We start from the raw sequence: 26,826 nt of genomic DNA, 5'->3' as shown, positions 1-26,826 counted from the left end.
AATCAAACAATGCATAGGATTAAACAACTCTTTTCTAAACACACTTCTTTGAGCGGTGAGGGAGAAGATTTTCTCAAAAAGTATGGAAAAATTAAATCCTATGATAAAGAAGAAATATTCGTTCAGCAAAATCAAAACAATAACTTATTCGGAATATTATTAGATGGCTTGGTTGGAAACAGTATAACCAATAAGAATTTTGATAATGTATTAACCAAGGTTATCACACCGTTAAATTATTTTGTAGGAACTAAACACATATATAGCAGTAATGGGGCTGCAGAGAATATACATTTTCTTAAAAAAAGCGAAGCATTTATCATTAATGTCGTCCATATCAAAGAGGCAATAAAATTCTTTCCTGAATTTAACTTAATGTATCACATCTTAAAACAACAGCACATTACAATTTGCATTAATTTACTCCACATACAGCAGTTAAAGAACGAACAAAAACTAATTTATTTTTATCGATATTTCCCAGATTTAAAAAATCAATTGACAATAAACCAAATTTGTTCTTTACTAGGATTCTCTAACACTAGGCAATACTATTCATCCCTTGAAAAGTTTCTTAGACATAAAGAACTATAATCCCATATTATAAAATATAAATAATTTTTTAGTTAATTATAATCAATAGCACAATTTATCCCTTAAAATGTGACTTAAATTTATTCTTCATTCGCAAACCAATAATTAACGAATTATTTAAAAATGAAAAAGAACATTTACCACACTACTATAGTTTTACTACTACTACTTTGGATTCCAGTTACTTTAGATAAAATTATAAATTTTAACAATTTCCAAAGTGGAATATTACGTCAACCCTTACCTAGGTATCTAACCTTTTTCGTAATATCCTTTTTGCCAATAATAGAAACAGTTACAATTACTTTACTACTAATAGATCGATTACGACTATTAGGACTGTTTCTATCGAGCATATTAATGGCAATATTTACATCATATGTCGCTTTAGCTGTAATTGGGACATGGGAAAAACTTCCTTGTGGTTGTGGCTCAGTTATATCTGGGCTGAATTGGACAGAACATTTAATGTTTAATATAGCATATTTAGTGATCAGCTTAGTAGGACTGACACTAGGTATAAAAATTAAAAAAGACTCCATTTCTCAATTCACAATATTTAAAATTTCAAAATCAAATTATCAAAAACAAAAAGTATCTGATCGTTGAATCTAGGTATTCAAAGTAAAGGGCAGAGCCAGCCAAAGTGCTTTTATGATTATCAATTAGTTTTACTTAGACATCGAACAAAAAAGGAAGTAAATCTTGATAACAATTGAAATCTAACTATTAAAGAGTTCTCTATAGTACTTATTTAATAAAATATTTAAACACTAGGTTACTTAGTTTAACCACAAAATCTACTGAAATGAAAAATTTAAAAAATTATTTTATGGCTTTTGCAGCAATAATTATTGCAATAAGCAGTGTGACTTTGATGTCATTCAAAGAAAACTTGGAGGTTTCTAGATTTATTTCCCCGATTACTTTGTATTTTCATGGCGACACCTCCGACCCAAACTCTGTAACAAATCCAGCAAACTGGAGAGAACAACCCAATGGTGAAGAATGTGATACTGGCACAATTGCATGCTCAATGACAGTCGAAGATACAGACCTCACCGGCACTTTTCCAACTCGAACATTAAATGGAAGCCAAATAGAACTTACAGCGGAAAACAACGGATCAAATCAATATGCTCCAGAGAAATTAAGCGGACCTGGATCAGAGCCTACTATTCACAATAAGAACTAGATTTATGGCTGCCGTAATTACGGCAGCCACAAATCTAGTTCTTAGGATTTTGAGCGACATCTGTTATAATAACTATATCATTGGGTATAGGTAATGCATATCGTTTATCGTTGGGAGCTAGATTATATTTCTTCCCATTAACAAATCTATAAATAGTTTTATTAAGTCCATCTAAATTATACCTTTTCAGATCTGGCCATCTTTGTCCTCTAAAAATTAACTCTCTTCTTCGCTCTTCCATTAGATAGTTTTGAAGATCTTCGTTTTTTTGAGGTACTACTTCATAGTTTAGATCTTTCATAAATCTTTTCTCAGCTAATAACTCCAATATCAACCTTGCACTTGAATAATCATTTCTTCGAATAAGAGCTTCCGCCTTTATCAGAAGCATTTCAGAAGTTGTTGTTCCTGAAAAAAGATTAGCTCTTCCAGAATAACTTCCTTTAAATGCGAAAGGTTTATTATTATTTTTAAAAAATAATTTTTTCCTTAGATCTTTCGTATCATATGAATCATATAATAAGGAATCAACAAAACCATAATTAATATTTTTGGTCATCTCAGCGTAAAATATGGTTTCTTTATTATATCGTTTAAAAGGATAACTAGCAGAAGAATTAACATCTGCATCATTATTGTAATCAATCAAATCCCCCTTTACACTTAACACAGAATCTGCATATAGATAAGCTTTTTCATATTCTCCTCCATATAAATATGCTCTAGCTAATATAGACCATGCGGCTTTTTTAGACGGTCTTAAAACATGTTCCGTATTTAAAGGAAGTAATTTCGCTGCATAAACTAAGTCACTTATTATAAATTGAAAACTCTCTACTAAAGTCGCCCTGATTGATGGTTCCGTTGGATCTGCAGTTTTTCTTAATACAATTCCCAACCCATTAACTGATGAATCAGTTTTTAAAGCATTAGAATATATACAGAGCAAATTAAAAAAAGTAAACCCTCTATAAAAATGAGATGCTCCTAAAATCTCGTTATGTTTTAAGTTATCATAATTACTTTGATTAATTTTTTTTAATTGATCTTGAATTAGGTTCGCATTATAAACAATTAGATAACTACTTGCCCAATCATTTGGATATTTGTATTCAATTGTTTCCCACACATAATCACCCTGGTTAAGTTCAGAAAATCCATTATAAATTTGGTCGGTAATATAATAATCATCTGCAGATATTTCACCAAACGTATTGGTAGATAGATTCATTACCGTTGCATTGTCTAATAGTTTCTGAAACACTTCATAATTATCAGGAATTGATAAATTGTAGTTTGATTTAACATCTAAATATTTATCACAACCTAGACATAAAAATATTACAAAGACTAGGTAAAATCGAGTATTTTGAATTTTATTCTTCATCATGTTGATCTTTATTATATTAAAAATTCAATTTGAAGCCTAGAGCGGCGGTTCGTAAAGGATATTGACGATTCTGAAACTCTGGATCAATACCATATTCATTTTTTACCCAAATCAACCCAATATTGCTAGCATTAAGAAAAATATCAAATAGGTAACTATGCTCTGCTAAAAGTATTTTTTTTCTCCAGCTTACATTGATATACTCAAACCGTATATGATCTGCTTTCAATATATTGATTTCAGCTTGACGGTACACTTGATCTCGTTGACTTTGTACAGGATAAACAAAACTTGGTGAATTAGTTTTTACTTCATCACCCGGCTGCATCCATCTATCTAAAATATCTGAAAATGCAATACCATTACTTAAAAAAGTTGAGTAGCTTGTAGCATCTTTCCGAAAATAATAGTTTCCTTGGAAAGAAATATTAAACGAAAATGAAAAATCCTTAAATGTAAAAATGTTCTCCAATGAGCCAAATAATTGAGGCTTAGTTGATCCATAAAATATTAAATTTCCATCTATTCCCTTTTCATTAGCTTCCTTAATTATTTGAGCATAATTATTACTTATTTCTCCATCAACATAACTCCTTGGATTTCCTTCTATATCCAATCCTCCCCATTTAAATCCAGCAATTCCATAAAGTGGTAATTCTTCAACAGGTGTAATTATCGTTCCGTCATTCAAGAAAGCAGAAGCGTTTACCACGTTTTGACGATAATATTTTTTGGTAATACTTTTATTTAGAGCTAAAATATATCTAGTAGACCAGTTAATTTTTCGATTGATATTTTTTACAGTTAACATTAGATCCATACCTTTTCCAGCCATGGAAGCTACATTTTTAGTAATAAACCCTTGTCTTCCCCAAGTAGTATAATCATATGTAGAAAGACCATATAAATTCTCCCCTTTTTTATGATAAAAATCGATATTACCTGAAACTACATTATTTTTAGTTTGAAAATCTAATCCTAAGTTTAATTGGCGAATTTCTTCCCAACGAAGTGATGGATCATTCATTGTCCCAATTACCATTGCAGGAAACTGTGAGTGTGAATTAGATGAAGTATTAGCAAGTGGCAATGGAGTCTTTCTCAAGTCTACATTGCCACTAAACCCATATGTACTTCTAACTTTAAAATAGTTAAAGTAACTGAAATCTAGGAAATCTTCTTTTGTAATATCATAAAAAGCACCAATTGACCAAAATGGCTTCCATTTGTCATTAGTTAAAGCTCCAAAGATATTAGCCCCATCTCTTCTCACACTACTCGATACACCAACTTTATTTTTCCATGATAAAGATAAATTTCCATACAAACTTACAAACCTATTAACAGCCTTGTTAAATCTTGGAAAACCTGAAATACGCCCAGTACCCTTAGTTATTTCTAAAGGAAAGTTATTTACAAAATCTACAGGTAAGCTGGTTAAAGGATCTTCCTGATACCCATAAGTTTTATAATTTGAATTTTCAGTGATTTTCTCCCGCATTTCTAAACCGAGAATACTTGACAATTCAATATTTTGAAGTGATTGAGAATAATTCAATTGGCTACGCAATGTGTTTGATAGTGTTTTTGCATAAGAAAAATCTCTTATACCACCATCGGGCACAGGGAAAACCATTGCATTTGTAGAAGTATTATATTGAGCAAAAGCATTATATTCATTTCTTGCAAGACGACTATCCTTAGTATAATTAATGTCATTCTCTTGAATTTGGTTATGCGTTTGGTATGCAACATTAAAACTTATTGACGGAATGACTCTATATGTTGATTGAAAAACGGCATATATTTCCTGAAGATTATTATTATATTTAATGAAGTTTAAATCCTCATAAGGCTTATAATCCCAAGATTTTAAAAGTCCTTTACGAAAGTTATCTGTATAAGATTTATTATATACGTCTTCTATAATATTTGCTTCCCCTATATCATTAACTAAATCCATGTAAGGATAAAATCTACCTAGTGCAGTATATGAAGCATACTGATTATAACCAGGTTTCATTAAGCTTTTCGCAAAATTTACTGTAACAGATACATCTAACTTTTCATGTAATTGTATCCGCTCATTTAAATTTAAGTTTAACTTACGATAACTAGAGAATGATCCACCTCTCTCATTAGTATTTGACGCGGAGAAATTAAAACGATGAAAATTGTTTCCACCATTAAGATTAACAATATTTTGTTGTAGAGTTGAATTTCTAAGGAAATATTTAGTATAGTCATCACGTCCATCGATTTCATAAAATTTTTTGAGATATTCATCAGCCTCATTGATAGACAATGCACCATTTTTTACTTTTTCAAAAATCGTCACAGCTGGGGTTAAAGCAAAATATGGAGTAAATTTTATGGAAGAATCATAAAATCCTTTATCAAAAGCCAACTTTTCAAAAGCTATATATTCTTTGGCTGGCATTTGAAATATTCTATAAAGATCTTCCTTTTCTGATATATTAAAATTTGATGAAAAATTTACATTTAATTTCCCGTTGGATATCCCTCTTTTAGAGGTTATAACTACGACACCATTACCTGCTCGAGCACCCCAAATTGATGTTGCAGCCGCATCCTTTAATATCGTTATATTTTCTACTGAATTTGGGTCTATATTATCTATGTCCCCTTCATATATAAATCCATCTAAAACAATTAAAGGATCTCGCGGACCGTCTATCGTACTCATTCCTCGAATGCTAATATTTAACTTCTGAAGCTCTGAGTTTGTTGATTTGTTATCAAACCTTACCCCAGGTGACAAATTATTAATACGACCTAAAATATTACGACCTATTTGTTTCTGAATATCTGACGAACTTAAACTATGAGAAGCCCCTGTGGATTGATGTGGGTTTAATGATTGATAACCAGTTTGTATAACAATTGCTTCCTCAATCAATTTTTCTTCACTTGGCATATATATAACATTTGAGCTTTGCGATGTTAAATGCAGAACTATTGTTTTAAAGCCTATTTTACTAAGTTTGAATTCATAGTTTTTTTCTAAATTAATTTTAAATAAGCCTGCAGAATCTGTATATATCGAAATATTGCTCCTTACATCTATAATATTTACATCGCTTATTGGAATATGAGATATTTCATTTAAAACTTTAAATGTTTTCGTTTGCGCGAAAATTAATGTTAATTGCAACATTGCCGCAGCCATATAGAGTATAGTATATTTTATATTTATCATTTTCAAATAGTACTAAATTTTAAATAATCGTACATTTTAGTATCCTCATAAATTTTAAATCCTAAATCGGATAAATATTTTATCACTTGATCTTTGTTATTGAAATCAAATTTTCGTGGGAATCTAAAAGTGAACTTTTCTTTATATTTTGAATTATTAATAATTGGAATTTCAAGTCTGCCACCTAAATGTGCAACAAGAAATTCTAGGGAATAATTTTGCATTATTCTTTCATTATTATCATTATCAACGCTTAAATAGGTGTTTTCTGAAGAACTTATCAAAGAATGTAAGTTCATTTCGGGACCATCCTCAACTATTAAGACTTTTGTAGGCTTTTGAGAAACAGAAACCGTAAATTTGAATTTATTTGATAATATTTTTATTAATTCCTCTCTAACTTCTTCTCTACTTATATTTCCTTTTTTGCTAAATTCAAATGTAAATTTTGATTCATTAGAATTAGGACTCTTTATCAAGTCAACAATTATTGGATTAAAGTTTTTTGAAAAAATATAATGATATGGCTTAATTCTATTTATCGAGGGATATTTTTCTCTATATGCAATATTAATGAAGTATGTTAATGAATAATTACACACCCTATATATACTTTCATCTCCATTATTATAAAAATTACCAGCAATTATTGGTAGCATTTCAATATACGAAGAGAAAAAAATCGAAGAATTTATAATATCACTATTTTGGATTTTAAATTGCTCCACAATTTTTTTGTTTTTATCAAATTCTAAATTATCTGACTTGATAAGAATTGTATTTTTGTTATTAACTATTAATTCTTTTATTGCAGAATAATTTAATGCAATTGAATGAGAGGATGCTTCTATAACACCTTCAGAATTTATCCATACAAGATGAGGTAATGAATAATGAGGAAAATAATTTGATATCGTACCGTTATCTACTATAGTAAATGGTACGAAATCTTTTTCGGATATTCTTTTCAGACTGCTTAAAATTTTATCAGAATTATCCCTTGTAAACTTGGCATTATTAACGGGGATTATTATAATTTCATCATTAAATTCCTTACGCAGCTTATTTCCTTTATATATACTTTCTAGACAAGAAGAACACCAAGATGCCCAAAAATCCAATATTATTAATTTATGATTTTTGTAATCATTGAGCGTCATATGTTTAGACTCATTATTACTATTAATGTACTTTAATGGTGCAGTCCATAACTCCATTGGTATAGTATCACCAATATTTAGTTGAATTGACTCATTTTGAACATCTTGCGCAATTAACACATTAGAGGAAAATGCAAATATTGATAGAATTAATACAAAATTTAAATTGGATAATATGATACTATTTAAAAATGATATTTTATCCCCTTCTTTTTTACAAGAGCCCTTCAATTCTTTAACCTCCGTTACTTTAGATCGCTTTTCTGATCTACTTACAATTTCTTTCTTATTTATTATATCAGTATTTTTTAATTGATGCTGATAAATCTGATTAGAAAGATATTCTAAATAAGACTTAGCTTTACTATAAATCATTATGTATTTCAATGAACTGACAAGAGAAAGAACTAGTAAAAAAAAATTGCATATTTTTTCTACATTTAACCTTTTACGCTTAATTACATTTTCAAAATCGAATTCTTCAGAAATAAATTTTAATCCTTCTTGAGGTTTATATATTTCATTGAGAAGATGTTTAGCATAAGATTTCATTTCGCTAGCGGAGAGAATATTATTATACTTTTTTTTATCATATTCGTCTACATGTAAATATATTTCGCTCTTGTTGGTAATAAAACAGGTAGTTGTTAAACTATTTTGATAGTTGAATTTCACAATATCAGTGGAACCAAAAGGTTTTAATTTAAATGAACAGAAAAAAATATTTTGACTTTTAAAGTATAAGATTTTTGCTGGTTTTATGAACCTGCAAAACATCTTTAAAATGTTATTTAAAAAACTTTCTTTTAAGACAACTAAAGCAATACAAGCCCCTACCTTGTAAAAATTTTTCATTTTTCATGGGTTTAAATTGGTAAATAAGGCATTGGCACTTATAGTAAAATATAACTAGTAAATGGATCCTGAGCAGGACTTTACTATGTACCAAGCTTTTAAAAATTGATAATAAATGGGAAAGCCGAATTTAATTACGTTTATAATTGGTGATATTATAGAATGATAATTATTTTTTAAACGTGAATTCGGAGCATTGACAAAATCTTGTCACACTTAAGATTCCGAGCTACTCAGGATTTCTTATAATGTTTTTAAATAATTGTTTTTTCATAACTCGCCTATTTGGTTAACGAGTCTTGTTTGGTGTATTACCACCTACACGAGATACATGTGGAGCTACAAACCGTGGCTACTTTTCAGTTCTCAGGCCTAACGTAACACGGATTTACAGTAGCCCCACATCTATCTTTACATGCAAATATAGCATAAAAGCTTAGATGTGGATATTTAAACTACTGCCCTGCGTTACGGCCTGAGAAAATGCAGCCGCAAGACTTTTATTTTAAATACCTCTAATTATTACCAAATATACAACATAAAATTAAATAAAAGCAATTTTATGATAATTATTAGCGTAAATAAATTTTTCTATTTGGTAATATGAAACCAGATAGAAATAATTACTCAACTCAAATTTCAAAAAGACTGCAGTTAATTATGTCAATAATAGACCTAAATATTGTTGGATTAGCAGAATTTTTAAATCATTCAACTTCTCATATATACGGAATATTAAATCAAACCAGACCGTTAAGTGATATCCTAGCATCAGAATTGGGCAAGAAACTAAATTTTGATGGTTCAAAAATTTTTAATTTGAATTCACGTATTCCCCGTAGTATTAATAAATCAGAGGAATTGATAAAATTTAAAAAAGAAAATGCACATAATAAGGAATATTTTATTAGCTTAAATTCTAATAGAAGCTCAAATACATTTGTTTTAGAGGTATTAATAAAATCCGACTATTTAAATAATGGATATAAATATTTGAATGAAATTAGAGATTTTTGTGAAATAGAAATGAAAAGGGTATTTGTAAGGGATCAATTATCCAAAGCTCTCCAATATGCAGTAAAAATTGGGCGATTAAAGTCCGTTAAAAAAAACATCAAATTAAAAAATGGAAATTATGGCTCAAGAAAAGTGGATGTCTATTTTAAATGATTTTTAGGAAAGATTGATAATTTCTCTTAAAAACTAAACCCATTAAAGATTAAAATTGCAATTATTTGTAAGTTCCCTTATTCACTGTCGTAGGTTGCAATAATAAACAATGTTATAAGAATATCACTTCTAACCTAACAACTTTGGATCCACTGATCTTTGAAGTTCTCCCCTCGATAAGTCGTTGCATTTTTAATTTACTCTACGAACACCTCAACAACATCTACCTCCTGTAAATTACGAATCCACACGTATACAAATCATTTCAATTCACCCTCTCATAATGTATTATCTAATTGCTATTGGAATGAATGAAATTCATTTTTAAGAATTTACTTTTTCTTAAAATTTCAATATGTGTAAATAATTATAACTGGCCCCTAACTGATGATTTAATTATAAACCTTCAAAATGACCCTTATTGAAGTATAAAGTTTGTTTTACATCCCTACCCAAGTTCATGAATATTTGAATAGTGAAACTTTTTTTTCACCCCCTTTCACTGTTGTTGCATAGAATTTAACACTTGATTTGAATAAACAATTACTCAACAAAAAAACAAATGTATTCAAAACACTACATACCAATGCTATATAACTTGTACGTTTCAAAACAGGAAGTTATACCGCTATTGGAATATTTAGCCCTCCCAGAACATCTACAATTAGCCCCTACTACCGATATAAACCATCAAAATTACAAACTAATTAAAACAAGAAACATAACCCTTTTAGACTAATATCAAATCTTTAAGTGGCTTGAAATTGATCATTGCGATAATGATTTAAAAAGTTCTTTGACAGCCAGGAATGAAGCATTAACCTTAATAAAAAGGAAATTTTGTGAAAGTGAAATAGCAAGTCTATTTGACTGAAAACACATTGGCAGGTATAATCCCGGTCCGTATGGATTGACGTGAGTAGTTCCGAAAAAAATCAACATTGGATAATAAACAGAGATTTTAATATCGACACGATATGGTATAAAGCTATACTGCTCGAATTATAATTTATCGATGTACTTCAACTGAAATTATCCACGATCCTTAATTCAAATATAATCAAGAGTATAAATCAATAAAAAAATTAAACTTTTTAATATGTCATCTTATGTTAATATCGAAGATTTCCGAGATGTACGCATTTCAGATTTTCTGGCCACCCTAGGTCATTACCCTGTAAAAAAGTCAGGGAAAGAACTTTTTTATCATAGTATGCTAAGAGAAACAAAGCAAAGTACTCCTTCATTAAGCGTATGGGACGAAGGAGGAAAATGGATAGATAGAGGTGGAGCCAACCACACTGGAATTTATGGCGGGGGTATAATTCAATTAGCACTTGCCTACTGGCCAGAGCTATCATTTAAAGAGGTTTTGATTGAAATGCGCAATGTATTGAACATCTACTCCAGCCAGTCTCAAAATCAAGTCCCAGTTATAAATTTAAATGCTCAAAAGCCACAAGAGTATGCCTTTAAGCTGGTGAAAACTAAACCTCTTGGCACAAATTTTTTGATTACAAAATACTTGGAATCTAGAGGAATACTTGACGTAGCTGAAGGTCACCTTCAAGAAGTATATTATAAAAACCACCTCAACAAAGACTCCTTAACTAACTATTATGCAATAGGTTGGATTAACGAACACAACAATTATGAGTTCAGCACCATAAAAGGCTTTAAAAGTAGTATAGGAGCAAAAGGAATATCTATAATTCAAGGATCAGATAAAGATCATGTTGCCATATTTGAGGGATATATGGATTATTTAAGCTGGCTCAAACACAATAATAATCACTTATCTTCCCCTACTGTATATGTACTAAATTCCATTGTCCAATTAAACAAGACCTTAGATAGAATCAAAAATTTTAAGCTAATTGATTTATATCTGGATAATGATCTAGCAGGTAAGCAGGCAACAATACATGCTTTAAATATTATTCCACACGCTAACGACCGATCTCCTGACTACAAAGGATATAAAGACTTTAATGAAATGTTAGTAGACAATCTAGGATGTAAATTTCAATCACTTAAAAAAGATACAAAACGTTAAAAAAATATCTTACCATGAGAAACAATCATCATCTGAATACTATCGATAAGAAAGAAACAAAACGAAGATACTATCTCTCTCTAACGGAATCTGAACTTTATAAGTTTACAGAACTTACCAAGTCTTTAGGTATGAGTAAGTCCAAAATTGTAAAGTTGATGGTAATAGAGAACTCAAACGTTATGCTATATAATACCGTGGAACTTATAAAAACGTTAGATCTTCTTGGAAATCAAATCGCTCAGATTAGAAATACCCTTGAGCCAGAGTTTCCCTTTTACTTTGCCAAATCAGTACATAGACCTACAGATCATCATAGCTACAATGTGGTGATTAAAAGCATTGATGAGTATTTTCAAACACTTTGCAACATTGAAGATTCTTTTCGGGAATTGTTAAAAATAACTAAGAAAATGAAATGAAAGTAATAATATTTAATAGTCAGCGATCTTTTAATGGAGTGATTTATAACATAGCTAAGGTAAGTAACGATCGAGCAGAATTCATGTGTGCAGAAAACTTTCATGCACTTGGTATCCTTAGAACCATAATGCCGCAAGATTATATTGATTATTTAATGAGTATATCAGCCGCTAGTAACATAAAAAAGCCGCAATTCCATGCTGTAATTTCATGCGAACATGAGAAAAAAAATAAACGGGAATTAACTGACATTGCAAAACAATGGCTCCAGAAATTGGGATATGGGGCCCAACCCTATCTTATTTTTTTTCACTATGATACTCGTGTAAATCATGTACATATTGTTTCCTGCCGTGTAAATTGGAATGGTAAGGGGATCACCTCCTCATTTGAGGTATTTAGAGCTTATAATCACCTTAATGAAATTTTAGGTATAGACCCTAAAAAAAAAGCACTTCAGGATTCGATTAAAGCATTGAGCTATAAATACTCGTCACGCATGGAATTTATAATCCTACTGTACTCAATGGGATATAACTGCAAAATAAAAAATAATTTTTTATCACTAATACGCTATGGAAGAGTACAAAATGAAGTATCTCTTGAAAAAATTTACACCAATATTACTCCCTATGATCGATCTTCAAAAAGGGAACTGGAACTCAAAGAAATATTTTCTGAGAACCTTCATAAATATAATACGACGATCCATAAAAAAAAATATTTGAAAAACTTTAAGCTTTCATCCCCCCCCATAATATGTACTTCAGAATTTATAATGATGCTTAAAAACAACTACAACATTCAGCTTATATTTCATGGTAACAATCGTCTATTACCTACACATTACTCCATCATTGATCATCATAGCAAAGCTATATTTGAAGGCAGTGAAATATGTTCAATAGCTGAGTTTATTCGACCAGTTAACTATAAAACAATTACTGATAATATCTTTGAGCTAGATACCAACAAAATCCAAATGGAAGATATAGATTATGGATTTAAAGATACCACAGGAGTTTCAATAGGTGATTTCAATATCGAGATTTACGAAGAAAATGACCCGCAAGTATTAAAGCAAAGAAGGAAAAATAAGAAACCCATCTCGCAGTAAAATAAAAGGTGACCTATGATTATTGTTATAGCAAATTTTAAAGGTGGTGTTGGAAGAAGCACCTTAACACTGGCCTTAGCCAATTACCTTTCCCAAGAGCATAGAAAGTTTGTAACCGTTCTAGACTTAGATTTCAAACAATCTTTAGTCAATATGCAGAAAAACACGCTAATACTACAAACACCATCATTATACACTGTTTACAGTCTCGAGCAAGCAACAAGCGCCAATTTAGTAGCACAAATAGAAGATAAACCGCATCAAATTTTACTGGTGGACACCCCTAGCAACATCCAAGATAGTCATTTGTCTGAGTATTATTCACTTGCCGACCTTATTATATGCCCCTTTAGTTATGATCAATTTACAACACATGCTACCATACTATTCAGTTTAGTTATATCCAAAATTAATCCTCGAGCACCAATATGTTATATGCCCAATAGAATAAAAAGTACCGCAAATATTGAGTCAAAACGAGATATTGAAAAGGTGTTGTCCAATTTTGGCACTATTTCTTCAATTATATACGATAAAATTGATTTTCAGAATCTTACAAATATCCATACTCCCGTAAGGCTTTTGACGATGCTTTTGCCTGCCTTCGATAACCTTTATCATCAGTATATCTACAAATAATCAATTTTTTAACCTCCAAATTTCATCTATCATCTATGAACTGGTTTAACTATTTACTAAGCCTCGCTATATGCTATGTCATCTATTATATGTTAAATATTCTTTACGACCTATACTTGAGTGGGCGCAAACAAACTGATTCAATAAGCAATCAGGAAATAATAATACCACAAGCTTCTACTCCCATTAAAGTCATATTAAACAGCAGTGAAACTCTTGTGAAAACTAATTATACAAATGTATATCCATCAGTAAACTCTTCCGCAGTACTCGCTTCAGCTCCACTTGAATCAACTGGGGGTGTGAACATAAAAGAACTTCTCTATCTAATGCAGAACCAAGTGATTGAGTATACAAAAGCAATTCCTTATTAATTCCCCAACATCATGAAAAAATCAACTTGTTATATTTTCATCTTCCTGTTTATCCTCTTAGATGCCGACACCCTTACCGCTCAGCCTGGAATTAATGAGTTTTATCGCCTTACAAATGAAGTTAACCGATATTATTTCAATTTATCAGATCTAGCACTAGCTATTGGAGCCATCTGCGGCTTATTTGGTGGATTACGCATATACAATAACTTGCAACTAGGCAGGGATAATATGGATGCACAGATAGCAGGATGGTTTTTGTCTTGTATTTTTCTAACCATACTAAGCACCATACTAAAAGGGGTATACCATTAATTAACATCTAACCACTCTAACACCTTAAATCATGAAACAAAATCTAAAAAAACCATTATCAGCACTTTTACTAGCAATACTTTGGGCAAACATGGTGTATGCTCAAGGTGGCACCGTTGGAATCAATGCTGCAACCTCATCACTAACAGCTTATATCGACCCAATATCTACTTTAATCCTCGCTATAGGGGCTGTGGTAGGACTTATTGGGGGCATACGCGTTTATATCAAATGGAACAGCGGTGATCAGGATATAAATAAAGAACTAATGAGCTGGGGAGGTTCCTGCTTATTTCTGGTACTTGTTAGTGTAGTAATTAAAGCATTCTTTGGTGTATGACAGCAAAAAGTTATCCTATATATAAGGGGCTTCAAAAACCCCTAACGTATAAGGGATTCAAAGGAAAATATATCTATTGGGCCCTAGCATCTCTCCTGATTGGGCTTATTATCGGATCAATAGCTGCAGCTTTAACAAATATTATAATTGCTGGACTTTGTTCAATAGCAACTATGGGCACTTGTATTGCACTTATTCTTCACATACAAAATAAAGGACTTCACCAAAAGAAAAATAAAAGGCGAATTTATGTACAGCAAACTAAACTATTGATACATTATGAAAACAACAAGCAAGAGCCTCTTTGAAATCCCATACGTTGGAATAGATAATTACCAAGGAATAGATATACTATACAACCAAAATGGAGATTATTCGGTAATCTTAAAAATTAGTAACCCCGTCATGCAGTATGCTGCTGATACAGATCTTTACATACAGTATCAGCAAATTCTGTTGAATATTGTTAAAATATTGGGTGAAGGCCACATCCTTCAAAAGCAGGACATCTTCATTCGCAAGGAATTTAAATCGTCCCAAAAAAAAGAATTTTTACAACAGAAGTATCAGGAGCATTTCGCTGACAGACCATATACCGAAATACAGACTTATTTAACCATTTCTAGGATAGTAAAAAAAGGCTCCCTTTACACTTATGATAGCAGACAGCTTGCGACTTTCATAGTTAACATCCACAAAATTTTGGACCTGTTATTTCAGGCAAATTTGCAGCCTATAATGCTTAAAAAAGCAGAAATTGACCAATATGTCAAACGAGTAATGGCTATGAATTTTAGAGATGAGCATATTACTTTAGATAATATTAGACCACAAAGCACTGAACTAAACTTGGGATCGCGGGCCCTTAGGGCAATAACCTTAATTAACACAGAGTCTATTGATCTTCCAGAAATGGTAAGCCCCTGTACTATAAGAAATAATTCAAGTGCACAAAATTTCCCAATTGACAATTTCTTTTTTCTGTACAACGTTCCCGATTACCAACTTATCATCTATAATCAGTTAATTGAAATTCCCCCTCAGCGACAACTCGTCAATAAATTGGAAGTTAAAAGAAATAGACATGCCAGCATACCAGACCCTGCCAATACCCTATGCGTAGAAGATATAAACCGCTTGCTTGTTGATGTTGCTCGTGAAAACCAACTTTTGGTTCATGCCCACTTCTGTATTTTGGTGGCTTCAGATTCTGCTAATATTGACAAACCTACAAACTATATAGAGGCTGCACTATTTCAGCAAGGGATCATTGCCTCACGAAATGCGTTCAATCAGCTTGAATTATTCCGGGCTTCACTTCCCGCAAATGCTGTAGAACTAAAAAAATACGATTGGTTTTTAACGACCTGTGATGCCGCATTATGCCTGTTCTTCAAGGAGCGATTACTTATAGATGAGCCATCAGACTTTCTACTATATTTTACAGATAGGCAAGGTGTCCCTGTAGCGATTGACCCATCTGATTTCCCCATGCAAACAGGAAGAATAAAAAATCGCAACCGCTTTGTACTAGGATCTTCGGGAACAGGAAAAAGCTATGCTATTAATGCCATCGTGCAACAATACCTTCAGTATAATATGGATGTTGTGATTGTTGATGTAGGTCATTCCTATTCAGGTCTATGTAGTACATACAATGGTAAATATATAACCTTTATGGAAGATAAACCCATAACCATGAATCCCTTCGCCATAACTAGAGAAGAATTTAATATTGAGAAAAAAGATTTTTTAATAACACTTATATGTCTGCTATGGAAAGGATCTGATGGACAAACAACTGCTCTTGAGCGTGATGTGATTGCAAAAGTTATTTCAGACTATTTTATATCCTACTTCTCAAATAAGCATATGACGTCCTCCACAGAGCTCAACTTCAATAGCTTTTATTCTTTTGCAAAAAGTAACATCCCCAATATTATGAAAGAAGAGAATATCCCATTCGATGTGGATGAATTCTGTTTTGTATTAAAGAAATTTTATAAAGGAGGTGAATACGAACAAATCCTTAATGAGCCTGCAGATAAGTCACTTTTTGATGAGCAATTTGTGGTGTATGAAATAGACAATATTCAGTCCAACAAGATACTTCTTCCAATAGTTACACTTATTATCATGGATATGTTCATCCAAAAAATGAGACATAGAAAAAATAGAAGAAAGACATTAATACTTGAGGAGGCATGGAGAGCTATATCCTCCCCAATCATGGCCAATTTTCTTTTGTATTTAAATAAAACGGTGCGTAAATTTTATGGAGAAATAATAGAAGTTACCCAAGAAATAAACGATATAATTGGTAACCCTATCATTAAAGACAGCATCATAAATAACTCGGATACGGTAATACTTTTACAACAAAAAGAGGCGGATTTAAAAAAAGTAGCTGAGCTTCTTAATTTAAGCCCTGTAGAGCAGCTAAAAATTAGCACCATCAATACCCTTGACAACAAACAAAACCGCTCTCGCTTTAATGAATTCTACATCAAAAGAGGAAACACTGGAGAAGTGTATGGAGTTGAAGTAAGTCTATTTCACCATATGGCTTTTACAACTGAAAAGCCTGAGAAGAGTGCTGTTGAAATATACGTTCGTCATTTTAAAACATACCCGCAGGCCCTCTCATCTTTAGTAGAGGACTTTAATAGTTCCGGTATGAGCCTTAACGATTTTGTAAGCAAAGTAAACCTAACAAACTCTCCATATTCAATCTAATAGACTCTTTAAAAACACAATTATCATGAAAAAAATTGCCATTATAATAATGGCTTTGAGCATTAATTTTGCCAAAGCCCAAATCTATATTGACCCTACCGTAGCGGCAGCAACCGCTACCCACGCTGGGGTTATAAACAACCAACTAAATGATGTGAACCGCAACCTTACATTAATTCAACGTGGACAACTCGCTATAACCGGTCAGTTAACTATTGCAAATGATTTACAAAATCAGATTTATAGAGGACTTACCGAAGTGGCCGCCGTGATGCGCTCACTTGTAGCTGTAAAAGACATCTCAGAGGTATCTACAGATATTGTAGAAAATATTAATAAAGCTTTAGTTATTGCAAAAACGAACCCAATACTTCTACTTTTTGCGGAAGAAAGTGCCCGAGAGTTTAAAAGCAGAGCAACTAATTTAGCTTTAGAAGTAGGAACATTTGTCCTTAAAGGCGGTAAAGATAACTTGCTTGATTCTGGTGAGCGTGCCAAGATATTAAACCATATACGTATAGAACTCAATATCCTTCGTGGTATAGCTTTCGGAATGCAAAGAAGCATGTTCTGGGCACAGCAGCGTGGTATACTCCAATCGTTAAACCCCTATAGTAAGTTTATAAATATTGATAAAAGTATAGCAGATGATATAATAAGGAATTCTAGGCTTGTTAAAAAATGAAGACGCTAATGCTCATTATCTCACTTTGCCTAAGTGTATGCTATCAATCAAAAGCACAACTGAATGTGGCGTTATTACACCAACTCGTAGAACATAGCAAACAAGAATATGATAAACAGCAAACGCTTCGCAAAACGCAGCTAGTTGCCTCAACAAATCAGGAGATAAATACACAGCAAACTGCCTCTTTAAAAAGTCGCTACAGAGAAATTACCCAGCGTTACGGGGTACTGGGGACCGTTTTGCTCACCCTAAGTACTTCCATAGAGTCTAATCAAATTGTAGAGCAAATTATACAGGAACAGACTAAAATATTCCAATATGTACAAGATGACCCAAGCACAATACTTCTAGCCTTAAACTCTCAAAGAGAATTCATTACTAGAGCGCAGCTACTTGCCAAGTATATTCTTGGCCTGATGCTCAGCTTTGGAGATCTCAATCAAATGAAACAAAGTGATCGGCGGATTTTATATGCTCATGTAATTAGTGAGTTAAGAAATATATTAAGCATCTCCAGAAGTCTTGCCAACTCCATTTATTATTCTAGTTATGTCAAAAAACTAAAATCTCAGGAGGTATTTTCTGACTTTGTAAATCAAGACAAACGTATTGTAGAAAGCATCTTATCAAAAATAAAAATCCTTGCGCCATGAAAAATATATATCTAACAATTATTATATCCATACTTCTAAAACCACTATGCGCACAAAGTTTGGTAACAGTAATTTTTGATGCTAATCATCTGCGGGTAATTAACGAAAATGCCTCCGTTCGTATCGCTTCAGAGAACTACCATAAGTCACTATTAAACCATATAAAGACTCAGGTAGAGGACATCAATACAAATTTAAGTGCTGTGGTTTTAGTTAAAAATATAATACATGAGTCTCTAACTCATATTGATGAGGGCTTAAAATCCTCTATACAAGTAGTAGGTATAACTAGAATTGTAGAAGATATATATAATCAGAGCAACGAGATTTTGCAGCAAGCAGCACAAGCACCTTGGCTACTCTTATTTGCAGAACAAGCATCCAGATCTTTTAAAGATAGAAGCATAAAACTAGCTGTAGAAGTTTCAGACTTTATATTAAAAGAAGGTGCAAAAATACTTATGGATTACCAGAAGAGAGATTATTTACTTTCAAAAATAAGTTTAGAGCTTAAAGTAATTAGAGCCCTTATGTTCTCCATGCACCGCTCCATTTACTGGGCTAAAGTAAATGGAATTATTAAATCAGTTAACCCCTATGCAAGCTTTATAAATATGGATAAGCAAAAAGCAGATGAAATTTTAAGATTTTTTAACATGCTAAAGTAATCCCCTGTTTATTAAAACATTTCACACACCATAAATCTAAAATTATGCTAAAATTAAATGTTCTGTACCTGTTTTTATTCCATTTCATACTATTATCACATACACTATTTGCGCAAGCTGTCTTAAAAATAAATGATAAACACATCATCAATCAACAAGAACGTATGGTATATAAACAATGGGATAAAGATAAATTTACACCTAAAAAAGGTTTTTTAAGTTTGAACCCACAGTACTGGATCACTTGGGGCCTTCATCCCAACTATCCTAAAACAGATAGGCGCCCACTCTCGCCTACAGGCCCTCAGACCTTGCGAATGGGCATGCTGCTTGCAATGAAAGAATCTACCGACAAATATAAACACCATAGCGATACATTATCCACGACAGCACTTACCGAAATATACAACTACACACCACAAGCTTCTACTTTTGATCCTCTTTGGAATTTATATTATAAAAGTGAGCTCTCCCCCCTTTTGCAAGAACATATCGACCCTCTAAAAGATTTTCCAGAGGATTTAAAAAGGAGTCTTATTAACAAAGGGGTAGTCGACTGGTATTTAGAAGAGTTTGAAAGCTTAATTCAGAGATTAAGAATTGCCAGAGGGGTGTTTTTAGATAGAGGCAAAAGAATTCTAAGCTACCACCAAATACTCAAGGAGTTCCGTCTTCTACAGAATAATTGGAAAGCAAAAGTTCAGTATCAGACAAAATATATCCTGCTATCCAAAAGACTTCACACGACTGAAAAGTCCATAAGTTTTAGAACACCACAGATCCCTACAGCGCAGACGGATATACAAATAGCCAACAAAATCTTAATGCGTATATACACCCAATGAACTTTAAAATGCTATGAATACACTAAACATCCTCTCCCTTTTCAATGCTGAAAACATCATTTTTTTAATCTCAAACGTACCTGAATCCTTTAAAGATACTTTCAATTTTTTACAGGGTGATGGCGTATACGAACAAGGTGTGATGCATTTTTTAAGAGGCATGAAAAACACGATGTGGTCACATTACGACGTTTTCATTGCCGATGCGCAAGCCCTAGCAGCTATATTTATGTTAATATCATTCGCCACGCGATCTTATGAAATGATTTCGGGTGATAAAAAGTTAGAAATTATGCCACTGCTGCGTCCATTCGCTTTAGTAATGGTTATTATTTGGTGGGGCTCCTTTACCAGAGTGATATCTTATCCCACAGACATAATTGCCGCTAAGACTGAGTCGTTATTTGATTCTGGACAACAACAGATTAACGCCCTGCGTATTAAACGAGCTGATTTAATGATTAAAATTGCAGATCAGCTAACCACCATTCAGGCTCAAACCGAAGTAGCTCAAAAAGAAGCAGACTCCTGGTATGAAAAAGCATGGGAGTCCGTAACATCTACAGTAAAAGATGGATTTACTAACGTATGGAATACTGTAACACAACTGAAAAACCGAATGCAAGTTAATTTGCAGCTACTACTAACTTTTACCTTGGAAACACTTGCCCTTTGGATTTTAAGAATATGCGTTTATGTAATTTTTATGATTCAAATTATTTATTCTACAATATTAATAATCTTAGGGCCATTTTCTGTATCAACTAGTATACTTCCCGCCTTTAGGGATTCCTTTGCCAGTTGGATAGCTCGGTTTGTAAGTGTAAACCTATATTCTGGAATTGCATATCTAGTAATGCACATATCAGGGCTCCTTCAACAATATGCCCTTGAAGCGGAGATTACACGTTACGAGCAGCTACTGGCAAACTCGGAGAATACCTTGGAAAAATTGGGATGGTTTGCCTCAAATGGTATACTTAGTTTTGGTATTGTAATCATTTCGTTTTTAATAGGGGGCCTTACCATGCTCACCGTACCTAGCATCAGTACGTGGATTGTATCTACCAGTGGCATCACCTCTGCAGTAAGTACTGTAGCAAGAAATTCTTCCTCAGCATTGCGCACAGCGAGCAAAATTATAACTAAAGTTTAATCCTGAAAACTCTCATACTATGATGATTAAAAATATTGAAAACAAAATAAAATTAGCCTCTTGGATCTCAATTTCTAGCCTCATAACATCAATAATTATTTCTCTTGGCATCAGTTACCTTGCTTATAAGCAAATTCAAATTTCGCGTAAATCGGTATATATTTTAGATAAAAATTCTACGCCATATCAAGCAAACCAACTTGATGTCACCGTAAACAGGCCTCTCGAATACCGCACGCACGTCAACTTATTTCATATGCTCTTCTTCACACTAGCTCCCGATGAGAAGTTCATAGAGTATCAAATGAAAAAAGCGATGTATCTAATCGATGAAACTGGTGCATTACAATACAATAACTTACGTGAAAAAGGATTCTTTAACTCTATACTCTCATCAAGCGCCGTGTTAACCATACAGACAGATTCTGTATTTATAGACTCAGAAAAAAAATACTTTCGCTATTACGGAAAGCAGACAATAGACAGAAGAAGTTCCACAGTAATTAGAACAATAATTACCGAAGGATACTTGCACGACCTAAACCTAAGAACAGAAAATAATGGACATGGTGTGCTAATTACAAAATGGAAGACAGTAGAGAATAAAGATATAAGCAATGTTCAAAAAACCAACATCTGATAAAGTAGATAAACCAACAATTTGGTTGGAGATATATAACCGATGGGAAGATCAAATAAATTTTATAAAAATTAAAATAATAACAATATTGAGGATCTATCCCAGAATAATATTCGCATTCATGGTAACAAGCATTCTAATCTCTATAGTATGCTTTTTTTATTTATACAAAAGCCCAAAAGATAACCATGAACTCTCTTCCGCTCCCCTGCTTGGTAGTGTAACTTCAAGCATCGGTAGTATCGCAAGCTCAGCAGGAGCCCTTAAAGAATTACTAGCCTTACAAAGTATAATTGAAAATATTGTTAGTAAAGATTCATTAACTCATCAAGACAGTATCATGGTATTACATGTATTTGAAAGAATGCAAAAGATTGAAAATTCTATGAAAAAGCCTAAAATATCAGATACTGTACTTAACCAATAATTCATTATGAAAGTTAATTTCAAAAAACCACGATATATTATTCCTCTAATAGCATTTCCCTTTTTATGCATATTTTATTACGTACTTGGTGACTTTTTCCAAGAAGAGAAAACTAACGATAAGCAAACGGAAACTTTGCAGGTGAATATTTCTGAGGTGTCGGATGAAATAAAAAAAAGAGAGCTAGCCGATAAACTTGCAGCTTATAAAAATCAATATAAATATGCTGATGGATATACAGCGATAAGTGAGATAAAGCAGGATCAGCAAGCAGAATTTAAATTCGATGAATTGTATAATGAAAACGAAAAACGAAAACTAGATTCTATTGAAAAATCATTATCATCCCTTCAGTTTTCTTATAACACAAAACAGCAATATGTTCCAAAAAGTGAGGATCAAGAACTGCAAAACATACTTAATAACTTACCTTACAAAAGTGCTACACCACAGGAGGAAACTCATACTAAGCCAATGGACCCTCTGGATCTATTTAGAAAACAGATGGCTCTTGCAGACAGTTTTGCTAAAGCTAATGACCCAGAATTTATTAAAAATGAGGAAAATATTCAGACAGCAAATTCCACAGCAGCCATAATTCAGCAGCCATCGACCCTAAGTGTCGAAAAGTTCGCCACTACTAAAAATGTGTTTAACACAATAAAAAGTGGAGAGCAACTGAGCTTAATAAAAGCAATAATAGATGAAAATAGGACTTCTTATGCTGATTCTCGCCTACGATTAAGACTCCTTGAAGATCTTAGAATTGGCGAACATAAAATTGATAAAGGTACATTTCTATATGCCAAAGTATCTGGATTCACAGCCCAAAGAGTACAATTAACAATTCAGTCTATTATGCATATGGATCAAATATTACCAGTGAAATTGGATATATATGATCAAGATGGCCAAGCAGGATTATTTGTTCCTGAATCACAGTTTAGAGAGTTCGGACGTGAGATAAGTGGTAATTCAACTCAAGGAATAACCATAAATCAGCAAGCAGAAAATAACTCCCAACTATTAATGAGCACGCTCCAGCGTATGTTTCAATCCACAAGTACAGCTATAAATAAACACATAAGAAAGAATAAAGCAAAAATAAAATACAATACCCATGTTTATTTATTTGATGCTAGCTCAAAGAACACATCGAAATAGCATCCTACTCGTATTAAAAAAAAACCTTAATCAGAAACGAATCAATTAACGATTTCATTGCTTTATTAAGACATTTTTATAAAAATTAACCTCTTGCAATAATATAACACTATGAAAATTATAAAAATAATACTATCCATAATATTACCGGTATTCTCACTCACGCAGCTAATAGGACAAAGTCAACCAAGCGGCCAAACACGAATGCAGGAATTACCCATTATATACCTTTTGGCGGATAACTCAGTACATTTTCTGTCCCCTCAGCCAATTAAATATGTTGATATATCCAACCATCGAGTACACGGGGACCTACCGCTAGAAAATATGTTGCGTATAAAATTTCAGAATGACTCTACCGACCTAATCCCAACGGAGAGTGAACTTGGCACCTTAACGATTGTAGCAGAAGACTTTATTGCACAGTATCGATTATGTTATCTTCATTCATTTCAGGCAGACATTCCTTCTCTTATAGAACTTGACCCGATACATGCACAACCTTTAAATATTACAGGTGAATTGCTCTCAGATATGAACAAAAGAGAGATCTCGTTAAATATTTTATCTACAAGAAAATACAAACCAGTTGTTGAAAAAAAGGATATGGGAATCAGTATTTCTGTTAATCAGATTTATGCACTAGGGGATTACATGTTTTTAGACATAAGCTTTGCTAATTCAACCAACCTGAGCTATGACATTGATGAGTTTAGAGTGTTTATTGAAGATAAGAAAGTTTTAAAAGCAAGCAACTTCCAAAGTCTTGAAATTAAACCTATATGGAGTTTTAGGGAAATTCGCACAATAAAATCGAAACAGCGAAATATTTACGTCATTAAAAAAGTCATTTTCCCAAATAATAAAGTAATGAAAATAAGCCTCACAGAAAAACAGATCTCTGGGCGTATGATTGACGTAAATGTAGAATTTAAAGATATTTTAAATGCTCAGCATATTTAAGTTTTACCTCCAACAACAAAATAGTAAACACATCTTATAATCCTGTAGAATACAAATATGGAAGAATCTAAAGAACAAAAAAGTTTATTCAGATTGCTTCAATTTGCAATATATCTTTCGGTTCTACTTGAAATTTACTTGATTGTAATTGCAAAAGAAATACTGGTAATAAAGTATTCACTTCTGATAAATCTAAACTACAAAATTTTAAGTTTACCTATTTATACTAGCCCCATTACAAGTAAATTATTTACGCTCTGCTTAGTTGCATTGGTTTCAATAGGAACATTATCAAAAAAGAAAGTTGATCTTAATCCACAAAAACACATACTATATCCATTAATTCTAGGATTTTTTCTGTTAGTTATTTCTATTTGGGCATACTATAATGATGAACATTTCAACACTACATATAAAATTAAGATCTTATATATAACTTATGCTGCATGTAGCTTAATAGGCATTATATTACTGCATATTGCCTTAAGTAATATATCTAAAATCATAAATTCTAACCTTGGAAAAGATAGATGGAATGTTGAGCAAGAATCTTTTCTTCAGCAAACCAAAACAACAAACTCCCCCTATTCGATTAACATACCTATGCTTTATTATTACAAAAGGAAAATCAACCATGGCTATATAACCCTAGAGAATCTTTTTAGAGGACTTTTAGTTTGTGGAGTTCCGGGAAGTGGTAAAAGCTTCGGCGTTATAATGCCTATTATCCGGCAAATGATACACAAGTCATTTACAATGTGCCTTTACGACCTTAAATATCCTGATCTAGGTAAAATCGCGTATTACCATTACAGTAAGATGCATGAAAAAGGATATGAACATAATTTTCATGTCATAAATCTTAACCTTCCACATAAAAGTCGTCGAGTAAATCCCTTTAAAAGTGAGTATTTAAGAACCTTAGCAGATGCAACCGAGACAGCAGAAGCATTAGTGGAAGCCCTAAAAAAGGGAGATAAATCTGCAGGCAGCGATCAATTTTTCACCCAATCTGCCATCAACTTCCTTGCCGCATGCATCTATTTTTTCAGCAAGCATAAAGAAGGCAAATACTCTAGTCTTCCACATGTACTTGCTTTCTTAAATTTATCATACGATCAGATATTCACAGTACTCTTCAGTAACAATGAACTCGCCTCATTATTGTCACCATTTATGTCTGCTTATAAAGCAAAAGCATTTGATCAATTAGAAGGACAAGTAGGAACATTAAAAATCTTTATTTCTAGAATGGCGACCAAAGAAACATTTTGGGTTTTTTCAGGAGATGATTTTGACTTACACATCTCCTCCCCTAAATGTCCTTCTATTTTAGTACTTGCCAACGATCCTAGCACGCAAAGTATTAACTCTGCATGTCTCTCAATTGTCCTTAATAGAGTTACTAGGCTTATTAATACGAAAGGAAATCTGCCCGTTGGTGTAGTGGTGGATGAGGCTCCAAGCGTATATATCCATAAGATAGAGGTACTTCTGGCTCAAGCAAGATCAAACCTTTCGGCAGTTGTACTTGGTATTCAAGAATTACCTATGCTTCGACAACAATATGGAAAAGAAGCTGCAGATACTATAATCGCCATCATGGGGAATATAATCTCTGGAGCAGTACGCAGCAAAGATACCCTAGAATGGTTAGAAAGACTTTTTGGAAAAGTAAAGCAGCAAGGGGAAAGTTTAAGCATTGATAGGACAAAAACTTCTATTTCGGTGAATGAAAAACTAGAACCTCTAATACCTGCAGGAAAGATCGCTTCCCTATCAGCGGGGGAGGTTGTAGGTATACTTGCTCGTGATAGAATAGAAAAATTTACGGGAGAATTTCAGACAACAGCAATAAACTGTAGAATAAATCTGAATTTAAAAGAACTGCAAATTGAAGAAAAAAACTATATAGAAATGCCGCAATATTACGATTTTGGAGATAAGCAAGAAGAAATATTACTGGAAAATTACTCCCAAATAATTCAAGAGGTAAACCAAATGGTTAACCAAATTATACCTAACTAAGTACATCTGC

24 protein-coding genes are annotated in these 26,826 nt (G+C 32.6%); 21 read left to right on the top strand and 3 right to left on the bottom strand.

The window, feature by feature from the left end:
• The first annotated feature begins 9 nt into the window (after positions 1 to 9).
• The 3 genes from IPZ78_RS02710 to IPZ78_RS02700 all read left to right on the top strand — a co-directional run bounded on the left by IPZ78_RS02710 (position 10) and on the right by IPZ78_RS02700 (position 1,789).
• Positions 10 to 594 carry a cyclic nucleotide-binding domain-containing protein gene (locus tag IPZ78_RS02710; protein WP_225551394.1) on the top strand — a complete coding sequence of 195 codons (585 nt, stop codon included), beginning with the start codon at positions 10 to 12 and terminating at the stop codon, positions 592 to 594.
• Positions 595 to 717: 123 nt separating this feature from the next.
• The gene (locus tag IPZ78_RS02705; RefSeq protein WP_225551393.1) at positions 718 to 1,203 is read left to right on the top strand and encodes a MauE/DoxX family redox-associated membrane protein; all 486 of its coding nucleotides are present in this window, start codon (positions 718 to 720) and stop codon (positions 1,201 to 1,203) included.
• Positions 1,204 to 1,402: 199 nt separating this feature from the next.
• A complete protein-coding gene (locus IPZ78_RS02700; RefSeq protein WP_225551392.1) occupies positions 1,403 to 1,789 on the top strand; it encodes a hypothetical protein in 387 nt (128 codons plus the stop codon).
• A 34-nt stretch (positions 1,790 to 1,823) separates the two neighbouring features.
• Here the strand turns inward: IPZ78_RS02700 and IPZ78_RS02695 are convergent, their stop codons facing one another.
• From IPZ78_RS02695 to IPZ78_RS02685, 3 genes are read right to left on the bottom strand one after another with little or no spacing between them, the layout of a single operon-like run.
• Complete coding sequence (locus tag IPZ78_RS02695; RefSeq protein ID WP_225551391.1) at positions 1,824 to 3,179, bottom strand: RagB/SusD family nutrient uptake outer membrane protein; 1,356 nt, start codon at positions 3,177 to 3,179, stop codon at positions 1,824 to 1,826.
• A 16-nt stretch (positions 3,180 to 3,195) separates the two neighbouring features.
• Positions 3,196 to 6,399 (bottom strand): SusC/RagA family TonB-linked outer membrane protein, encoded by a 3,204-nt coding sequence (locus IPZ78_RS02690; protein ID WP_225551390.1) that lies wholly within the window; start codon positions 6,397 to 6,399, stop codon positions 3,196 to 3,198.
• A gap of 2 nt (positions 6,400 to 6,401) precedes the next feature.
• Positions 6,402 to 8,414, bottom strand: a complete 2,013-nt coding sequence (locus tag IPZ78_RS02685) for a TlpA family protein disulfide reductase (RefSeq protein WP_225551389.1) — start codon at positions 8,412 to 8,414, stop codon at positions 6,402 to 6,404.
• Positions 8,415 to 9,017: 603 nt separating this feature from the next.
• On the opposite strand from IPZ78_RS02685, the gene IPZ78_RS02680 reads away from it, so the two are divergent.
• The 18 genes from IPZ78_RS02680 to IPZ78_RS02595 all read left to right on the top strand — a co-directional run bounded on the left by IPZ78_RS02680 (position 9,018) and on the right by IPZ78_RS02595 (position 26,816).
• On the top strand, positions 9,018 to 9,584 hold the full coding sequence (locus IPZ78_RS02680; protein ID WP_225551388.1) for a hypothetical protein: 567 nt from the start codon (positions 9,018 to 9,020) through the stop codon (positions 9,582 to 9,584).
• A 1,099-nt stretch (positions 9,585 to 10,683) separates the two neighbouring features.
• On the top strand, positions 10,684 to 11,640 hold the full coding sequence (locus IPZ78_RS02675; protein ID WP_225551387.1) for a toprim domain-containing protein: 957 nt from the start codon (positions 10,684 to 10,686) through the stop codon (positions 11,638 to 11,640).
• Positions 11,641 to 11,654: 14 nt separating this feature from the next.
• A complete protein-coding gene (locus tag IPZ78_RS02670) occupies positions 11,655 to 12,062 on the top strand; it encodes a hypothetical protein (RefSeq protein WP_225551386.1) in 408 nt (135 codons plus the stop codon).
• The gene (locus IPZ78_RS02665) at positions 12,059 to 13,180 is read left to right on the top strand and encodes a relaxase/mobilization nuclease domain-containing protein (protein WP_225551385.1); all 1,122 of its coding nucleotides are present in this window, start codon (positions 12,059 to 12,061) and stop codon (positions 13,178 to 13,180) included. Before IPZ78_RS02670 ends, IPZ78_RS02665 begins: the two co-directional genes overlap by 4 nt.
• 15 nt (positions 13,181 to 13,195) lie before the next feature.
• Positions 13,196 to 13,819, top strand: a complete 624-nt coding sequence (locus IPZ78_RS02660; protein ID WP_225551384.1) for a ParA family protein — start codon at positions 13,196 to 13,198, stop codon at positions 13,817 to 13,819.
• A 386-nt stretch (positions 13,820 to 14,205) separates the two neighbouring features.
• Positions 14,206 to 14,508 (top strand): DUF4134 domain-containing protein, encoded by a 303-nt coding sequence (locus IPZ78_RS02655; RefSeq protein ID WP_225551383.1) that lies wholly within the window; start codon positions 14,206 to 14,208, stop codon positions 14,506 to 14,508.
• Positions 14,509 to 14,539: 31 nt separating this feature from the next.
• On the top strand, positions 14,540 to 14,848 hold the full coding sequence (locus IPZ78_RS02650; RefSeq protein ID WP_225551382.1) for a DUF4134 domain-containing protein: 309 nt from the start codon (positions 14,540 to 14,542) through the stop codon (positions 14,846 to 14,848).
• 279 nt (positions 14,849 to 15,127) lie between these two features.
• Positions 15,128 to 17,584 (top strand): TraG family conjugative transposon ATPase, encoded by a 2,457-nt coding sequence (locus IPZ78_RS02645; RefSeq protein ID WP_225551381.1) that lies wholly within the window; start codon positions 15,128 to 15,130, stop codon positions 17,582 to 17,584.
• 25 nt (positions 17,585 to 17,609) lie between these two features.
• Entirely contained in the window at positions 17,610 to 18,269 is a 660-nt protein-coding gene (locus tag IPZ78_RS02640) for a hypothetical protein (protein ID WP_225551380.1), read from the top strand.
• The gene (locus IPZ78_RS02635; RefSeq protein ID WP_225551379.1) at positions 18,266 to 18,925 is read left to right on the top strand and encodes a hypothetical protein; all 660 of its coding nucleotides are present in this window, start codon (positions 18,266 to 18,268) and stop codon (positions 18,923 to 18,925) included. The genes IPZ78_RS02640 and IPZ78_RS02635 overlap by 4 nt, the downstream gene beginning before the upstream one ends.
• A complete protein-coding gene (locus IPZ78_RS02630) occupies positions 18,922 to 19,593 on the top strand; it encodes a hypothetical protein (RefSeq protein WP_225551378.1) in 672 nt (223 codons plus the stop codon). The genes IPZ78_RS02635 and IPZ78_RS02630 overlap by 4 nt, the downstream gene beginning before the upstream one ends.
• Positions 19,594 to 19,637: 44 nt before the next feature.
• Complete coding sequence (locus IPZ78_RS02625; protein WP_225551377.1) at positions 19,638 to 20,438, top strand: hypothetical protein; 801 nt, start codon at positions 19,638 to 19,640, stop codon at positions 20,436 to 20,438.
• A gap of 13 nt (positions 20,439 to 20,451) precedes the next feature.
• Positions 20,452 to 21,594, top strand: a complete 1,143-nt coding sequence (locus IPZ78_RS02620) for a plasmid transfer protein (RefSeq protein ID WP_225551376.1) — start codon at positions 20,452 to 20,454, stop codon at positions 21,592 to 21,594.
• A 19-nt stretch (positions 21,595 to 21,613) separates the two neighbouring features.
• Positions 21,614 to 22,234 carry a conjugative transposon protein TraK gene (gene traK, locus IPZ78_RS02615; RefSeq protein ID WP_225551375.1) on the top strand — a complete coding sequence of 207 codons (621 nt, stop codon included), beginning with the start codon at positions 21,614 to 21,616 and terminating at the stop codon, positions 22,232 to 22,234.
• Positions 22,212 to 22,661, top strand: a complete 450-nt coding sequence (locus IPZ78_RS02610) for a hypothetical protein (protein WP_225551374.1) — start codon at positions 22,212 to 22,214, stop codon at positions 22,659 to 22,661. The genes traK and IPZ78_RS02610 overlap by 23 nt, the downstream gene beginning before the upstream one ends.
• 6 nt (positions 22,662 to 22,667) lie before the next feature.
• Positions 22,668 to 23,825 (top strand): conjugative transposon protein TraM, encoded by a 1,158-nt coding sequence (gene traM, locus IPZ78_RS02605; protein WP_225551373.1) that lies wholly within the window; start codon positions 22,668 to 22,670, stop codon positions 23,823 to 23,825.
• 111 nt (positions 23,826 to 23,936) lie between these two features.
• On the top strand, positions 23,937 to 24,788 hold the full coding sequence (traN, locus tag IPZ78_RS02600) for a conjugative transposon protein TraN (protein WP_225551372.1): 852 nt from the start codon (positions 23,937 to 23,939) through the stop codon (positions 24,786 to 24,788).
• 57 nt (positions 24,789 to 24,845) lie between these two features.
• Positions 24,846 to 26,816, top strand: a complete 1,971-nt coding sequence (locus tag IPZ78_RS02595; protein WP_225551371.1) for a type IV secretion system DNA-binding domain-containing protein — start codon at positions 24,846 to 24,848, stop codon at positions 26,814 to 26,816.
• The last annotated feature ends 10 nt before the right edge of the window (positions 26,817 to 26,826 follow it).

This window comes from Sphingobacterium bovistauri (genome assembly GCF_020295405.1).
Taxonomy (GTDB): Bacteria; Bacteroidota; Bacteroidia; order Sphingobacteriales; family Sphingobacteriaceae; genus Sphingobacterium; species Sphingobacterium bovistauri.
The sequence above is the reverse complement of the archived record's forward strand: the minus strand, read 5'-3'. Positions and strand labels throughout refer to the sequence as shown.